Origin of the sequence: Chryseobacterium sp. KLBC 52 (assembly GCF_003347605.1) — a bacterium.
Lineage (GTDB): Bacteria > Bacteroidota > Bacteroidia > Flavobacteriales > Weeksellaceae > Chryseobacterium.
Window position 1 is genome coordinate 140,238 of the sequence record NZ_QDFZ01000001.1, and the last position, 16,709, is coordinate 156,946.

Below are 16,709 nucleotides of genomic sequence, written 5' to 3' on the forward strand. Positions count from 1 at the left end.
TATGGCAGGCGAAGGCGGAAATATCGTACGAAATGTCTTTGGTAGATCTTACAAGGAAGCAGAGCATATTATGAAAGATGCTTCCAAAGGAACTCTGGATTTTAAATCTCCTCAGGAAAATACCTTTTATGGGAAGAAAGGAGGGAAGAAATTTGATGAATATCAGGAGAAAGAGCAAACAAAGCCATTACAGGTAAAGGCTGTAAAATGCTATGAAGATTTTGCATGTACAAAAGAGATTAAAATTATAGAAAAAGGGAAAAGTTATTTTTTTAAAGCCATTCAATACAACAGAACGCCGACAAAATCAGAATTGAAGAGTCTTAAATGGGCGATACAATATGATGATACCAATATAGCTAATGCACCACAGGTAACGGGTGAAGAGAAGATTTCTTATGCTGTACCGAAGGATAGAAATATTGCTAAACTGAGAGTGTATGCCTTTTTTAAAGAATATAGCCCGAATGTAAAAGCAGAAGTTTATTTAATAAAAGAAGAGGTAGTAATAATTATAGGTACAGAGCAACACTCGACAAATATTGCAAATAAGCTGATGTTTCCCGGGGAAGCAGTCAGAAAAGTTCGTACTAAATATCCTAATTACCCCTTTGTTAAGGTAGCCTTATTTACTGATGGATATTCCGAAAATCAGTTGTCAACAATAACAAATGATTTAATTAAGCATAACAAGAGCTTAACAGTGATAAGAGTTACTACAATAGATGATGTTGTTAATATTATTAATTCTGGAAATAGGGATAGTACAGCTTTTGATAATAAAAGAAGAGTTAAGGAAATTTTTGCATATTCACATGGTTATGTAAGAAATACAACAAATGAGGGAGTAATAGCATTTGGGTACGAAGGTAAAGGTGCTGATAAGCAGGAACTTGATGCCAAGAGCTTTTCAAAAGTTAATCCAGCTGTTTTTTTAGATGGAAACACATCTGTATTTTATTCTTATGCATGCAGAACCGGTATCGGAACAAGTTCAGAGACAACTACAAATGCTTTTAAAGATAAAAGCTTAGCACAAAAAATGGCTAATCATGGTAAAATAACAGTCTATGGCTATATGAGGAGATCATTGTATGAAGATGCATGGGGAACACAGAATCATAGGGATACTTATGCTTCTGATCATGATGAGGGAGGTTCAACTTGGGAAAATTTTAAAACAGATTTAAAAGATACATATCAGTCGGATCCAAATGATATGGAAACTTACAATAAATACAGAAAAAAAGAAATAAAATTAGATAAAGCAATCTGGAATCCGGATGGAGCATATTTGGATGTAAAAGCAGGGACCTGGCCCGTAGGTGTTCCAGCAACTTATGAAAAATTTTTACCAAAATAATATTATGAAAATAAAAACTCTTCTCACATTAATTTTTACAACTCTAATCTTGATAACCTGTAATAAAAATAAGGATCTGGGTGGATATAGAGAAAATTATAGTTTAGAAAATGGCTCTATCACTACTGATACAGTCGCATTTAAAAATTTTGTAGGAGAAATTCCCCAATTATTTAATAAAAATGTACATCAGCTTAGCAAGAAAATAAACTTTAAAATAAACCATTCAGACGGTATTGATCTGAAAGGAAATAGGATATTAATCAGTTTGGAAAATGAAACCATTTATTTTGGAGATTATAATCAGGATATAACAGTCAATGTTAGCTATGATCAGCCCTATTATGCAAGTTTAAGGTTTTACATAATAAATGATAAAAATAAAACCATTAATAAATTTACTTCAGATCTTCATTATCCAATTTTTAAAAAACAATATGATGAAATTGATGTTAAGCTTTTATCTGACTCAAAAAAGGTATATAATGATTTAGAAACATCTTATGAAATAACTAATATTCCAGATGAAATAGCTGAAAAGAAATAGAATGATAATTGATAAAAGATCTAAGATAGTCATTGGAATTATAATGTTTCTCGAGCTTCTATTTTTAACAAGAGCGTATATTGTTCATTCCTTTTATAAAAATGATGAATTGTATGGAGATGGTATTACTAATATTGCTAAATATGATAGAATTTTTATCAACAGTGATATATTCTGTTTTGATAATGGCTTTTTTATCAGTTATAAGTATTCTAATTTTTAAAAGAGAGCAAAAATGATATTAATATAAAGAAGAAAAAAGCAGAGAAGATCATCTTCGTAACATGGGCAGAAGAAGGCCGGGAGAATATTAAATGATTAACGATTTACACAAAAAATGAAGTATTTACAATCTATAAAAATGATTACCGTTGTATGTTTTCTTTTAATAGCCTTGAGCTGTGACAAGAAACATAATGACTTTATTCCCTTTGAGCATATGACTTTTACCAATGCTTATTATAAAAATGCGGTCAAGGTTTCATACTATATACTTATAGACAATCTGGAACCTACTGAAAGTGTTCTGAAAAAAGAAATTATAAAGTATGTAGAAAACAGATTGAAAAACAATAAGGTTCTTGCAAAACCGGAAACCTCCTCACTCAACTTTGTTTTTTACAGAAAAACGGATAATACTTCATATTTTATCACGAATAAGGAAAGTGCCGGAGAGCTGTTAGGAGAAGAAATATCACATTATCAGCAGGATTTTATAGCCAATTATCTGGTAAGCAAATGTGGAAAAGGAACAATAGAGAAAATATACCTCTACAATCTGCCGGAAGAGACGGTGGTAAACAAAAACTGTGATAAATAGTGCTGTTTATTTTTTCCAAATAATAACCCCATATGGTAGAAACAAGAGTAAAACCTTTTCAGAAATATACATCAGGAATCCATCATTATAAGGTGGAAAATGCTCTTGAAATACAGTTTGGAGAAACAAAAGGATTTTATTCATCTTTTAGCATTACGCTGCAGGAAAAGGTAAATGAAGATCTCACCAAAATCTGGATGATAGAAAAAGTAGAAGATTCCCCTTTTCCATCAGAAAATAAATTCATGGAAATCTTGCATGTGTTGGAAAAAAGCTCTTATCCTTTGGAAATAAAAGTAGATGAAAAAGGAAACTTTCTGGGCGCTGCAGATCATCAGAATAATATAGAAAACTGGAAACTTAAAACGTCAGACCTTCAGGAAAAATACCAGAATGTGGATGTTTTCAGAAACCAATATTTGTCTGCCCTGGAAGATGAAGCCGGTTTTTATAAAAATAAGCTCAAAGAACCCTTTTGGAACCTCCTTTTATTTGCTCCTTATTATGTTGACAACGGAGGAAAAAATGAAGAATCCATTGTTTGGAATATCAAAGGAATCGGAGATGTGGAATGCCGCGGAATTATCATTGCAGAACAGAGAGAATATGGCTTTGAAGCTTTCTTTACCTCTGAAATTGAAATTCCGGAAACAATAAAAAAAGAATTAGATACAAAATACCTGTATCAGGCAGGACAGTATCAGATAAGACTGCATATAGAAATGGAATACAATTCCCACAAAAAACAGTATTCCAAAAAGAAAGCTGACTTTATATTGTCAGATGGAGAAAAAACAGTATACCGGGAAACGATCACAATGACTTAAACTTTATGAACAAATGACATGGCGGATAAAGGATACATCATTATAGAAGGAGCTACTGCGTACTGCAGCAGTTCTGTAACCAACAACTCCAATGGGACTGCCGTTCCGATGGAAGTGAAAAGCCAGAAAAAAAAGCTGGGCAAAAACAAATATTTTGCACAGAATAAACCTGTAGCAACTTATCTTGATGATAAGGCAGATAGTTTCGGAGGAGGAAACGGATTCGGAAATTGTAAAGGTTCGGATGGTAAAACTTATCCTTGCAAAGGCAAATGTAATATCAAATATAAAGACTATTACGAAAATGTAGAATTCAACAAGAGTATGAAAATCCTGTTGGATGCTTCTACTGGAAATTGTCCGGGATACGGTGTTCCTGGAACAATTGCTTTTGCTACCACCGGGCAGGCCAACAATGTTTCACAGATCGATGTGAAAGAAGCCGATGAGTTTTCCGTTGCCAATACTTCCCCGCAATGGCCTTCATCTTCATCGTCCGAGGCGAGTATAGCTGTGTCATCCATTTCAATGATAAGACCGATACCCACTGATAAACTTAATGGTACTTACTATTATATCAAAGGAATGAATGGCCCGCTTCTTCCTGTTATGAACCCTTTTGGCGGAGATAATCTTGATCTGAAAGCTCTGTTCAAAGGTGATGAGAAAAAGATTATCTGGGCATTGTTCAAAGGGGAAGGAACAAAAGATAAAATAAAGACATTTATCGGATTGGGAAGCAATTTCAGCCAGTCCATGAGTAAAATATTCGACGGACTTACAGAAGGGAAGTACCGGCTGGAAGCTTATGGTAAAAAAGCAGGTGATGCTAAATGCTCTCTCAATGTAGAAGTTATACAGGATTTTGTTAAGAAAATTGTCAGCCCCGGATCCTCAACACTGATTAACATTCCTCTGCCGCTATCGATTGAACGTAAGCTCAACAGCACAACAGATCAGGCAAAAATATTGAACATAGGATTCTTTATGCCGGTAAATACTGTTCACTGGACCATAAAACAAGGAAATGCAGTATTGTACAACAGTTCTTCCGGAGCTTCTTCATTACACCTTGTTTCCGTTGCTGGTGCGGGCGATCGTGTTATTCTCACTTTTAAAAATGCAGGAAAATATACCATAGAAGCTTTTACAGATCCTTCAGATCCCAAACCGCAATCTGTAGAAATTAAAATCGAAAACAGCCTGGGAGTACTGGGAGTTAAAGGAGAACCTGGCTTGCTCAGATTCAGTGATATGATCAAAGTGCAGGCTTCGAAATTTAATGTCAATTATATGCCTTCAGGAACTTCTGTATATTGGTATCTTAAAAAAGAAGGTATAGGAAGGGTGGCTTTATTTGAAAACTCTCCTTGCTTCAGAACAGGCACAATCAATAAAAAGGTGGCCGAACTTCTGTATAATGATGCAAAACTGGCCAGTAATCAATATTTTGGAAAGTATATACTTGAAGCCTACGCTAATCCGTTAGGAACTGGAAAACAGCCCGGATTTTCCGGATCAGACTGTTTTAATTTTGAGGTGATTCAAAATGTCATAGATAAATTCACCCTTCCGGCTGCCAATATTCCGAAAGGAACAAAAATAAAATATACAGCAACGGCAAGAATTGCTACGCTGGCAGGCAATGAAACCATAAAAATAGAAGTTCCCGATAAAGTAACCAATAACGGAGACGGAACCATTACCTTTAATGATCTCGGAGAATATACTCTCTCTGCTTATTTAACAGGAGATTATACGGATGGAAAGAAAATAGAAGCGAAAGTAAAAGTTTCTGAACCTGCTGTAAAAAGAGCGTTGTGGGCTTATGGAACCGGTGTGAAACGAACCGAAACCGGATTCGGTGAAGAAACCTATGGATTTATTGAAATTGACGGGCTGCAAAACCAGGCTTTAAAAGTAAAAATCTGGGTAAAAGGTGAAGGCGATGATTTCTATAAAGAGAAAGACAAATACATGCTGGAAGAGAAAACAGTCACGTTAAATAATGAAGGTAAAGCTTCTTTCCTGATTACCACCAATGACGATTACAAGAAAAAATTGCTGGCCTCTATACCAAAAACAACGGAAAATCCCAATCCGTCTTATCGAATCGTATTTACAGTAGAGCTTCAGGCAAGCTCATCCGGAGATATTGTACTTCCGGGTAACATTACCATTCAGGGAACGAAACCTGTGGTGGTAGACAATACCACAACGTATCTGGAAGTTTTAGATTCCAATGAAGAACTGGTCATTACTTCCGAACAGAAGATTGTGTCGATTATGTTCTCTACTGAGGATGGTAAAGATATTCAGCGTATGCAGACTTTCTATGGTAAAACCCACAAACTTTGGGTGCATACCGTTAATATGACTGAAGAAGTTCTGAAAATTGATGTTCTGAAAGAGATTCCTAAAGAAGGACTAAACGAAAAAGACCATATCACCTATACCCACGAAAGTAAACAAAGTTATAACGAAGAAAAAACCGGAAAAGATGGTCTGCTGGAAGTGTCCTTCACTGCAAAAGAAGAATGGAAAAATCCACCCAAAAACTTTGATTACTACATCGCACAGGTTTCCCGCCAGGTTCAGGATCCTGCCGATCCCAAAAAGAAAGTCTGGAAAATAGAAAAAAGCCAGTTTACGATCAACAGTACACTTCCGGCCGATCTGGTTAGAACAGAGGATATGGAAAAACTGGGGATTAAAGCTTATAAAAAAGACGGAACTCCTTTTACGAAAGAAGAAATGCTGGAACTTAGAAAACAATTTATCTTCTACGAAAGTGGATGTCTTAAAGTATCTCAGAAAGAAACACCTGAAGCTATTGATAATGATGTGATGCCTGTGGTTGTGGAAATGGCGGAGGTGAAGAGGGATGGCGAAAGTGGTTGTCCACGATGCAAAGCAGAAATTACAATTGATATTCTCAAAAAAGTATACAAAAATGCAAAAAATGAGGATCTTCAGGAATTAGCGCTAACTTTAAATAAATACAGAAATATCTTTGAACTCAATACATGTGCAAGAAAAGCTCATTTTTTTGCGCAATCATTACAAGAAGCAGGAATCAATTTAAAAGGAGGTCTTCATGGGGAAAGTTTAGATTATGCTGCAGAAGATCTACCAAAACACTTTAAAAACTTCAGGGCAAATCCTGAACTGGGTAAACAAAGTCCCCCAAATGATCTGGCTTATGAGTATGGTAGAAGTTCCAAAAACGGTTATAAATCTAATGAAAAAAAGATAGCAGAAATAGCATATGGAGGAAGGCTTGGGAATGAATCAGTTGATGATACTTGGAACTTTAGAGGTAGAGGATTATTACAAATAACAGGAAAAGGTAATTATAAAGAAATTCAGAAGAAAATAGATGAAAAAGCTAGTGATTCTGGTGTTAAAATTGTTGATGGAGTAGATAGAGATTATACGCCTAAGGAAGCGGCAATAACTGGGATGGCAGATTGGTATAAGGATTCTATGTATTTGAAAGCTGATGATACAGGTAAATCAGCTGATGATGTGGTAGTAGATTCTATTATTGATATTTTAAATAAGCTTACACCATCAAGGCTGAACCGTAAAATCTGGTATCGTGGAGGTAAGCTAGGTAACTGGGAAGTTAAATCTGGTGATTCTATGAAATCTGTATTTAAAGTGGAAGAATGTGGTAAAGGCGCAGGATTAAATTTAGTAGGAGATGCTCCATGGTTCCAGGTTGCCTGGAAAGAATATGAAAAATATAAAGGATTAAGGGAAATTGATAGTCCTTTAAAAGAAAAGATCACAGAATATTTTGATGTGTCTTCTGCTGCAGGGCTAGGCTATGATTATACAAATCCTTGGTGTGGAGCATTTCTAGCATGGTGTTTCGATCAAACTCAGGATTATAAAAGGATTAATACTGCCAAAAGTGCAGCAGCTTTTGGGTGGAAAGGAAGTACATGGGAAAATGGAGAAGATTGTGAAGCTTTTGTAGGAGCTTTGATAGTTTTTGATTTTTCACACGTGGCATTAATAGCTGGTGAAAATTTAGATGGAACAAGATATGTATATTTGGGAGGAAATCAGGGGAATGGCGAAAAAACAGCAGGGCATCAAAAAATAATTTTAGGCTCTGTTGATAAAAAGAGTAAATCAATTATTGCGATTACTAAACCTAAAAAATATACAATATCTGAAAAAGACAAACAACTTCCAAAGTATGATGTAAATGCTGAAAATTCTAAAGAAAGTTCCAGATAATAAAATATAATTTCTATGAATATAAAAATTAAAATTAGACTAACAATATATTCCTTATTAATAATGAGCAGTTTAAGCTGCCAGGAAAAAAAGCCCAGCTCAGGAAATAATCAAAAAGCAATAAGTATGAATGATGATACTATAATACCAAAAGTTCTCAAGAAGCAGTTGCAGGAGGGTTCAAGTAAATCAATTGATGAGGCGGGAGCTGAACTAGTTAAAATACCATTTGATATTGAAGAACTTGATGCATCAGCTGAAACTGTGCAAAAAATATTATTTTCAAATGGATTTAAGGAAATATCTAATAATGAATTTATTGATAAAATTAAAACTGTTTTTGGAAGGACAATAGATATTAATTCAAGTAATCCATTCTTATATGTAAACTATTTTGATAAATGTGACAGAAGTTTTGTAAGTTATAGTAATAATAGTGTTGATTATGAGGGAGGATATGTTGACAAAAAAAGAAAACTTTTTACCGAATTTTACTATTTACCTGAAATTCTTGATTATCAAAAAGAATATCCCAAATTAAGTGATATCGAATCTAGTAAAATTATTAGAAAATCAAGTTCAAAAGTCGATGTTGAAATTCCACACTGGAAAGACGTGGCAAATCTAAAAGAGCAAAGAAAAGTAAATAATCAAAGAATCATTGCAAGAAATATGTACTTGTTCAATGATAATAAAACATATATCATTTGGTTAGTAACTCATGATAAAAACTTTATAAAATTATTGGTTAAAAATTTCGGTTACGATAAAGAACCTAAATTTAATGAAATGCTTATTAATGAATATATTCAATCTAAAGATCAATATAAAATAGGTGAACTGGTATTTGCTAAAAATTGTAATAATGAATTAGAAGTACGGGAGGGAATATTGCAGAGTTTGACTAATGCTTATCAAAAAAGCTCAAATCCTAAAGATTTATATGGATTAATGGAGTTGAGTTCAAAATTACTAGAAACAGATGAATACAATAATTATTCAGAGAATGAAAAAATTAAAATGGTAGCTTATCTTGCAAATACTTATGATTTCCTGTTCAAAAATAATCATAGGAATCAGGATGGCTGGGATCCTAGATGGAATATTTTAGGAGCATATTTTGAAGATGATTCAAGGAGTAAGGTTAAATGGCCTAAGTTGAAAGAAGAAATGCAGAAAAATAATTATTATAATCTTCCAAATTTAAAAGAAGTAATTAATTATGCAGAAGGATTTGATAGTGTAGGCGCTCCGGATTAAATTCATAATTGAAATATGCTTCTTTTAATTTTTAAACACAATTAGTGATGCAAACTTCAAATATTTTCACAATTATTCTACTACTCATTGCTTGTAATAGTATGGGACAAGATAACAACATGAACACTACAACTAAACAATATGCAAAATCAGAAAATTTAGATACCAAAATTGATATTGAGGATGTTAAAAAGCATATTAAATTGCAAGAAAAAGTTGAGTCTGATGAGGTAGAGTACAGTGATCCATACAATCTTAATATAGAAGATTTAAAATTAGTTTCAAATATTGTTTATGATGATTTAATAAGTAATAATTATAGTAAGCCAAACGCTGAATCCTTTAACAATAAGGTTGAAACTATTTTTTCAATCAGTCATAGTTCTAATAAATGCGTGAGTATTGATAAGAAGGATGGATATATAACAGTATTTGGTAATCGCCTTGATGGCAATCCTGCGACACTTGAACAAAATAAATATGAACTTTATTCAACCACTCAGAATGTTTTCATTAATACTAATAATCAGTTTATTTTTCCCATGCTTTTATTAAAAGAATTAATAAATATTAGTAGTGATAATTCTTTTAAAATTAAAGTTCCACGATATATTATTGCACGCAATATGTATCTTTTTAATGATAGTAAGCCACAATTCAAATGGCTCGTTTTAAATGATCAGAATTTCATGGAAAGTTTAGTTAAAACCTTCGGTTATACTCAAGATACTGAACTTCTCAAATGGGTTATTGAAAGAACAAAATTTGATAAAAAAGATCCTTCTGATTATGGCAAACTATTTTGGATAAAGAATTGTGATGAAAGTGTAAGGCTTCATGCCAATACCTTTAAAGTATTGCAAAAACTTTATCTTCCTAATGATTCTTCCGAAAACAGATTTATTTTGGATCATATAAAAAATTATCTTGAATATTTTGCTGATTTTAATAACAAAGAAACTGGTGTTTCGAAGGAGGATAAGTTGAAAATACTTGCAAATATTGTTTATTTTGGTGAACAATATAAGTATGACAAAAGATTTGTTTCAGGATACGGAGACAACTCTAAATTGATGGGGAGGTTACGCTTCTTTTTAGATAAGGAGGAAGTAAATATTTTACAGGAAAATAATTATTTCAATCTCCCGAAATTTAAAGAATGGTGGGATAATGCAGACTATGATGAATATTTTGTTGAAGAATGTGAATACAATGGAACATGTGGCCCGGATAATCAACCGATGAATATTACAGATTGGAGAAAACAACATCCTAAAAAATAATATATCAAGCACAGTTAAATCTAACTGTGCTTTTATTTTAAAAACACAATAATGATAAAGAAGGTTATAATTTCTCTGGCTATTTTAGTATTGAATGAATTGTATTCACAAAATATATCATTGGGTATGAAAAACTCTTTTCTGCCTGTTCTTAAATCACAGTTATCAGCCAGAGCAAGTGGAGAGAAAAGTGAAACAGATTACCCGACCTATAAGTTTACATTAAAAGATTTAGAAGCTACTGAATCTATTATAGCAAAAGAATTAGATGATAATGTGTATAGGAAGCCAAATCAGGAAGATTTTTCTAATAAGATTAACCAAATATTCAATAGGGTAATTGATCCGAAGTCAGAATCAAAGTATTTACATGTCAATTTCGAAGATAAATGTTCGAAGGACTTGAAACTGTATAAAAATTTGAATAGTATCGATGCAAATCCATACAGCACTTATATTTTGGCTCCGGATTAACTGATGAAAATTCAAATAGATCTTTAAAAAGGACAAGATAAAAAAGCCAGCTATTATTTAAAGCAGCTGGCTTGTTATTTTTAAGTGATAATTTTAAGGAATTATAGAAAAAAATAGAAAACAAAAAAACCTCTGACTAATCAGAGGTTTTAAAGTGGTTTCTCCAGGAATCGAACCAGGGACACATGGATTTTCAATCCATTGCTCTACCAACTGAGCTAAGAAACCATTATATTTTTGTTTGACTTACTTCGTTGTTTTAAAGTGATGCAAAAGTAGTAAGTTTTAGTATACAAAGCAAGTATTCATCGTACTTTTTTTGGATAAAGTTAAAAACTTACTGATTATCAGCCGGATTATTTTCCTGCTCCTTTCTGATCTGCTCGCTCATCTCTTCCAATACAGGTTTAATCGTATTTTCCGGAAGATCACTGATTCTGATATACATCAATCCGTCAATGGCATCATTGAAGTTAGGATCCACATTAAACGCAATTACTTTAGCATTTTGCTTGATGTATTTTTTGATCAGTACAGGAAGTCTCAATTCAGGTTCAAGGTCATCAATAATTTTGTCCAGCTTATTTAAATCAGACTCCATTTCCTCAAAGAAAATGTTTTTATCCCTGTCACGAAGTTTTACTTTATACTCATTCCTTGGAGTGATATATTGGGCTACTGCGGAATCAAAATAGTTTGAACGCATGAACTCAATCATCAGCGATTTTGAGAATTCAGAGAACTTATTCGAGATACTTACTCCACCCATAAGGAATTTATGATCAGGATTTCTTAGACATACATGCACAATTCCTCTCCATAAAAGGAAGAGTGGAAGTGGTTTCTGCTGATATTCCTGGCAGATGTAAGCACGACCCATTTCAATCACCTTTTTGAAGAAAGGATGGATGTCCTGTTCAAACTCAAATAAAGAGCTTGTATAGAAGCCTTTGATGCCATATTTCTTCATCACCTCTCTACCCAATGCCATTCTGTAAGCACCAGCCAGCTTTTTCTCACCGTTATCCCAAAGAAACAGGTGATGGTAATGTTTGTCATACTCATCAAGGTCAAATGGAAGATTGCTTCCTTCGCCTACCGCACGGAATGTAAGTTCTCTCTGACGTCCGATTTCCCTCATAATAGACGGGATTTCTTCATAAGTCGTAAAGTAGATCTCATAATTTCCGTTACTGAAAAGCATTTTATCAGTTCCTCTCAGTTTATCAACATCTTTAATAATGTCTTCCAGAGGGGTTTCATCAATGATATTCTGAACAATATTTTCTTCCTTCAATAAAGGGAACTTTACGGATAAATTCTGAAGATTGATACTTTGAGCAAGAGATTTTCTCTTTTCATAGTAAGATTTCATCATATACACCTTACGTTTCAGAAACTCTCCCAATTCCTCAATCGTTTCCATCTCATCCATTGCCTTTACGGTGATGGGACGTCCGATTCTGATTCTGATAGGTTTTTCCCTGTCATTCATCATTTCTGCAGGAAGCATCAATGTCTGTAAATTCGGGTGAAGCTTAGCTACCTGATAGAAAAGTCTGCTGTTTTTAGCATGGAAATACATGGGAACTACCGGCACTTTAGCCATTCTGATCAGCTTAAGCGCTGTTTTTTCCCACTCCTTATCTAAAATTTCCCCGTAAGGATTATTTTTATTAGAAACTTCTCCTGCCGGGAAAATACCTACACAGCCTCCGTTTTGCAAATGCTTGAGCGTTTCACGCATTCCCGACGAGCTGCTGTAGGCCTCCTTTCTGTTTTCAAAAGGGTTTACAGCAATTACATAAGGCTCCATAGGTTTGATCTTTTCCAATAGGAAATTCCCCATTACCTTGAAATCGGGACGAACTTCTGATAAGATCTTGCACATCAGAATCCCGTCAATAGCACCCAGCGGGTGATTGGAAACCAAAACAAATGGTCCCGTTTTCGGAATCTTTGCCAGATCCTCTTCAAAAGCTACATAGCTTAGGTTTCTTTCTCTCACAAATGAGTCGAAAAAGTCTTTGCCTTCCTTGTCTTTTAGTTTATCGTATAATTTATTTACTTCGTTTATTTTAGCAATGCTCATCACAGCAGATGCTACCGGGTTCTTGAGGAACCCAAGTTTACTTAAGCCGGAAGCTTTGATCAGATCGTTTTTCGAAATTAAACTCATGTGTGTTTAGTCGCAATTAATATTATTGTGTTACCATTTGAAGAGTATTCTTGGAGATTTGTTCCAATAATACATTTTTTTCATGGTAAAATTTATCAATGTGATCCTTCTTCGCATTTCTTACTGTGAATAAAGATACATTTTTAATTGCTTCGGTTTTAAAAATTTTTTGAAGCTCTTCGTTGAGCTCATCAATATGATTAAATTTATCCTCTAGGCACAATGCCAGAGAGATTGCAGAATTCTGCATCAGGGAAACTTTAATTTTATATTTGGATAAGTATCCGAAAATCAGACTCATGTGATCTTCTGCGATAAAAGAGAAGTCTCTGGTAGAGATTTTCAAAAGATCCTGGTTTTCTTTTAGAATATAAGATTCTTCCTGTTGATTTTTATCGGAAGCACCCACTTTTGTTCCTTCTTTGGTAGGCTCTACAAAAGACTTTACATAAAAAGGAATGTTTTTTTGCTGTAGCGGCTGTAATGTTTTTGGGTGGATAACACTTGCACCATAATAAGCCATTTCAATAGCTTCCTCATAAGAGATGTTGGAAAGAAGAGTCACATCATTGAACTTTCTTGGATCTCCTGTCATTACTCCAGGTACATCTTTCCAGATCGTCATCGCTTCAGCATTCAGGCAGTAAGCGAAAATAGCGGCAGAGTAGTCAGAACCCTCTCTTCCCAATGTCACCGTAAAATTATTGTCGTCAGAACCAATGAACCCTTGTGTTACATAGCAGATTTCAGGATTGAGGTGGGAAATAAATTCTTCCGTTCTTATCCAGTCTACTGTACCTTCTCTGTAAGAATTATCCGTTTTTACATAATCCCTTGCATCCAGCCATTGGTTTGTAAATTGGATTTCATTCAGATACTCACTCACAATTTTAGTTGAAATCATTTCTCCACAGCTTACTACCTGATCGTATACGAAGTTGTAATTAGGAGATTTATTTCTTCTTAAAAAAGAATCAATATCATCAAAAAAGAGGCTTATTTCGGCGAAAACTGCATGATTTTCAGGAAAAAGTCCTTCCGCAATTTCCATGTGTTTTTGTTTTATCTTTTCAATCTCAGTTTGATAGTTTTCTTTTTTGAAATAAAGTTCAACAACTTTTTCCAACTCGTTTGTCGTCTTGCCCATTGCTGAAATCACCAGCAGGCATTTGGCAAATCCCTGGCTTTTTAGAACCATGGACACGTTTTTTACACTGTCAGCATCTTTTACCGATGCTCCACCAAACTTGAAAATTTTCATTAAATTGTTAAAAATAAAATTGTTAGATAAAAAAATACATGAGTTTTTTACGGACGTCAAAATTATAAATTTACAACGAGATATGAAATAGTCTGGTGCGCAGATAGAATTAAGATTTCCTTAAAATCAACAAATAATGAAATAATTTAATTTTTTTGTGGGTCTTAGCAAACAAATTTGGAGATGTAATTTTTAATAATGGCCAGGTATTATGTTGATTTTGATTTGTATTGTATTGAAATACAGTGGTTAATCTCTTTTTTAATTAAATTTTCTTAATGCAATAAATTTTCCGAAATTTGGGCAAAACGTAAAAAGAAAAATATGTCAAATCAACCATTACAGACTTTAGGAGAATTTCTTATAGATAAACAGGACGATTTTCAGTATTCTACAGGTGAATTTTCTCGTCTTCTAAGTGCAATAAGATTGGCTTCGAAAGTGGTAAACAGAGAAGTAAATAAAGCCGGAATTGTAGATATTACAGGAGCTGCAGGAAACCAGAACGTTCAGGGAGAAGAGCAGCAGAAACTAGATGTGATTGCTAACGAAATTTTTATTACGGCTTTGTCTCAGAGAGAGGTTGTTTGTGGTATTGCTTCTGAGGAAAATGATGACTTTATTGATATTAAATGTGGTGAAAACGGACATTTGAGCAAATATGTTGTATTAATTGATCCTCTGGACGGATCTTCCAATATTGATGTTAATGTTTCTGTAGGAACTATTTTCTCTATTTACAGAAGAGTGACTGAGCCGGGAACTCCCGTACAGCTTGAAGATTTTTTACAGAAAGGGATCAATCAGATTGCAGCAGGATATGTTATTTACGGTTCATCTACCATGATTGTTTATACAACGGGTAACGGAGTAAACGGATTTACATTAGATCCATCTTTGGGAACATATTATCTTTCTCATCCTAACATGACTTTCCCAAAAACGGGTAAAATCTATTCTATTAACGAAGGAAACTATATCAAGTTCCCTCAGGGAGTAAAAAATTACCTTAAATACTGTCAGATGGAAGAAGGTGACCGCCCTTACACTTCAAGATATATCGGATCTTTAGTTGCAGATTTCCACAGAAACATGCTGAAAGGAGGTATTTATATCTATCCTTCTTATTCACAGGCTCCGAATGGTAAATTAAGACTTTTATACGAATGTAATCCGATGGCCTTCCTTGCAGAACAGGCAGGAGCAAAAGCAACTGACGGATTCAGAAGAATTCTTGAAATAGAACCTACTGAACTTCACCAAAGAATTCCTTTCTTCTGCGGAAGTATTGAAATGGTGGAAAAAGCTGAAGAATTTATGCGTATCGACAGCGTGAAATAAATGGAAGCAACATACTTACAATATTTATTACAATTTAAACGCCCGAGTGGAACATCTCGCGGCGTTTTGCTTGATAAAGAGACCTTTATTCTGACCATTTCCGAAGAAGGAAGAAATGGAGTAGGGGAATGTGCTGTTTTCAGAGGACTGAGTTTTGATGACAGACCTGATTATGAAGAAAAACTGAAATGGCTTTGTGAAAATATCAATCAGGATGCTGACTTTTTGAAAGACGAACTGAAAGAATTTCCTTCCATCTGGTTTGGGTATGAGCAGGCAATTCAGAATCTGAAATATGGTGACAGTCTTTATTTTCCTGGTGAATTTACCGAAGGAAAATCTGCGATTACTATCAACGGTCTGATATGGATGGGCGACGCAGACTATATGGAAGAACAGATTCAGGAAAAGCTGGATAAAGGATTTCATTGCATTAAATTAAAAATTGGTGTCGATTGGAAATCTGAGCATGTTATTCTTCAGAAATTACGAGAGAAATTTTCCAAAGACCAGCTGGAACTTCGTGTGGATGCCAATGGTGGATTCGGTAAAGAGGAAGCAGTCAATGTTTTGCAACAGCTTGCTGATCTTCATATTCATTCTATTGAACAGCCAATCAAAGCAGGAAACTGGAATGATATGGCTGAGCTATGTGCAAAAACACCTACTCCAATTGCGTTGGATGAAGAACTGATCGGAATTATTGATCCTGAAAAAAAGAAACAGCTTTTAGAAACAATAAACCCTCGGTATATTATTCTGAAACCTGCTTTAGTAGGAGGTTTTTCAGGTTCTGATGAATGGATTTCTCTGGCGGAAAATCAGAAAATCGGATGGTGGATTACTTCAGCGCTGGAAAGTAATATCGGATTAAATGCCATTGCTCAATATACATTTACCAAAAAAAATCCAATGCCTCAAGGTTTAGGTACTGGAGCTTTATTTGTTAATAATTTTGAATCCGATTTAGAACTCAGAAATGAGTTGCTGTGGTTCAAAATATAATTGTCAAGAGGTAATTAGCATAATGGTGGAGGTGAATCTGGACATGTAGTCTGGCCACAGTAGTCAGGGGCCCATGATCTGCAGCACATCGCTGCCGG

12 protein-coding genes and 1 tRNA gene are annotated in these 16,709 nt (G+C 34.3%); 10 read left to right on the top strand and 3 right to left on the bottom strand.

Annotated elements, in window-relative coordinates; all coding sequences use genetic code 11:
- Window position 1 precedes the first annotated feature (1 nt).
- The 8 genes from DDF69_RS00580 (at window position 2) to DDF69_RS00615 (ending at window position 10,825) form a co-directional block, all read left to right on the top strand.
- Entirely contained in the window at window positions 2-1,363 is a 1,362-nt protein-coding gene (locus DDF69_RS00580; protein WP_114819070.1) for a hypothetical protein, read from the top strand.
- Window positions 1,364-1,367: 4 nt separating this feature from the next.
- Window positions 1,368-1,910: a hypothetical protein gene (locus tag DDF69_RS00585; RefSeq protein ID WP_162800840.1), complete on the top strand. Its 543-nt coding sequence runs from the start codon at window positions 1,368-1,370 to the stop codon at window positions 1,908-1,910.
- Window positions 1,911-2,247: 337 nt separating this feature from the next.
- Window positions 2,248-2,730 (top strand): hypothetical protein, encoded by a 483-nt coding sequence (locus DDF69_RS00590; protein WP_162800841.1) that lies wholly within the window; start codon window positions 2,248-2,250, stop codon window positions 2,728-2,730.
- A 32-nt stretch (window positions 2,731-2,762) separates the two neighbouring features.
- Window positions 2,763-3,557, top strand: a complete 795-nt coding sequence (locus DDF69_RS00595) for a hypothetical protein (protein ID WP_114819073.1) — start codon at window positions 2,763-2,765, stop codon at window positions 3,555-3,557.
- An 18-nt stretch (window positions 3,558-3,575) separates the two neighbouring features.
- Window positions 3,576-7,808 carry a hypothetical protein gene (locus tag DDF69_RS00600; RefSeq protein ID WP_114819074.1) on the top strand — a complete coding sequence of 1,411 codons (4,233 nt, stop codon included), beginning with the start codon at window positions 3,576-3,578 and terminating at the stop codon, window positions 7,806-7,808.
- Between the two features lie 15 nt (window positions 7,809-7,823).
- Entirely contained in the window at window positions 7,824-9,068 is a 1,245-nt protein-coding gene (locus DDF69_RS00605; RefSeq protein WP_162800842.1) for a hypothetical protein, read from the top strand.
- A gap of 47 nt (window positions 9,069-9,115) precedes the next feature.
- Window positions 9,116-10,351, top strand: a complete 1,236-nt coding sequence (locus DDF69_RS22235) for a hypothetical protein (RefSeq protein WP_228411893.1) — start codon at window positions 9,116-9,118, stop codon at window positions 10,349-10,351.
- A 51-nt stretch (window positions 10,352-10,402) separates the two neighbouring features.
- Window positions 10,403-10,825, top strand: a complete 423-nt coding sequence (locus DDF69_RS00615) for a hypothetical protein (protein WP_114819076.1) — start codon at window positions 10,403-10,405, stop codon at window positions 10,823-10,825.
- 155 nt (window positions 10,826-10,980) lie between these two features.
- On the opposite strand, the gene DDF69_RS00620 is transcribed toward DDF69_RS00615, so the two are convergent.
- The 3 genes from DDF69_RS00620 to DDF69_RS00630 all read right to left on the bottom strand — a co-directional run bounded on the left by DDF69_RS00620 (window position 10,981) and on the right by DDF69_RS00630 (window position 14,265).
- Window positions 10,981-11,053 (bottom strand) — tRNA-Phe (locus DDF69_RS00620).
- Window positions 11,054-11,162: 109 nt separating this feature from the next.
- Window positions 11,163-13,004: a lysophospholipid acyltransferase family protein gene (locus DDF69_RS00625; protein WP_114819077.1), complete on the bottom strand. Its 1,842-nt coding sequence runs from the start codon at window positions 13,002-13,004 to the stop codon at window positions 11,163-11,165.
- Between the two features lie 22 nt (window positions 13,005-13,026).
- The gene (locus DDF69_RS00630) at window positions 13,027-14,265 is read right to left on the bottom strand and encodes an aspartate kinase (RefSeq protein ID WP_114819078.1); all 1,239 of its coding nucleotides are present in this window, start codon (window positions 14,263-14,265) and stop codon (window positions 13,027-13,029) included.
- Window positions 14,266-14,589: 324 nt separating this feature from the next.
- On the opposite strand from DDF69_RS00630, the gene fbp reads away from it, so the two are divergent.
- Both fbp and DDF69_RS00640 read left to right on the top strand, forming a co-directional pair.
- A complete protein-coding gene (fbp, locus tag DDF69_RS00635; RefSeq protein ID WP_034695188.1) occupies window positions 14,590-15,606 on the top strand; it encodes a class 1 fructose-bisphosphatase in 1,017 nt (338 codons plus the stop codon).
- Window positions 15,607-16,611, top strand: a complete 1,005-nt coding sequence (locus DDF69_RS00640; protein WP_114819079.1) for an o-succinylbenzoate synthase — start codon at window positions 15,607-15,609, stop codon at window positions 16,609-16,611.
- The last annotated feature ends 98 nt before the right edge of the window (window positions 16,612-16,709 follow it).

Excerpts from the sequence above, each read along its gene's own strand:
- DDF69_RS00580 (WP_114819070.1), top strand. The coding sequence starts at position 2 with ATGGCAGGCGAAGGCGGAAATATCGTACGAAATGTCTTTGGTAGATCT.
- DDF69_RS00585 (WP_162800840.1), top strand. The coding sequence starts at position 1,368 with ATGAAAATAAAAACTCTTCTCACATTAATTTTTACAACTCTAATCTTG.
- DDF69_RS00590 (WP_162800841.1), top strand. The coding sequence starts at position 2,248 with ATGAAGTATTTACAATCTATAAAAATGATTACCGTTGTATGTTTTCTT.
- DDF69_RS00595 (WP_114819073.1), top strand. The coding sequence starts at position 2,763 with ATGGTAGAAACAAGAGTAAAACCTTTTCAGAAATATACATCAGGAATC.
- DDF69_RS00600 (WP_114819074.1), top strand. The coding sequence starts at position 3,576 with ATGGCGGATAAAGGATACATCATTATAGAAGGAGCTACTGCGTACTGC.
- DDF69_RS00605 (WP_162800842.1), top strand. The coding sequence starts at position 7,824 with ATGAATATAAAAATTAAAATTAGACTAACAATATATTCCTTATTAATA.
- DDF69_RS22235 (WP_228411893.1), top strand. The coding sequence starts at position 9,116 with ATGCAAACTTCAAATATTTTCACAATTATTCTACTACTCATTGCTTGT.
- DDF69_RS00615 (WP_114819076.1), top strand. The coding sequence starts at position 10,403 with ATGATAAAGAAGGTTATAATTTCTCTGGCTATTTTAGTATTGAATGAA.
- DDF69_RS00625 (WP_114819077.1), bottom strand. The coding sequence starts at position 13,004 with ATGAGTTTAATTTCGAAAAACGATCTGATCAAAGCTTCCGGCTTAAGT.
- DDF69_RS00630 (WP_114819078.1), bottom strand. The coding sequence starts at position 14,265 with ATGAAAATTTTCAAGTTTGGTGGAGCATCGGTAAAAGATGCTGACAGT.
- fbp (WP_034695188.1), top strand. The coding sequence starts at position 14,590 with ATGTCAAATCAACCATTACAGACTTTAGGAGAATTTCTTATAGATAAA.
- DDF69_RS00640 (WP_114819079.1), top strand. The coding sequence starts at position 15,607 with ATGGAAGCAACATACTTACAATATTTATTACAATTTAAACGCCCGAGT.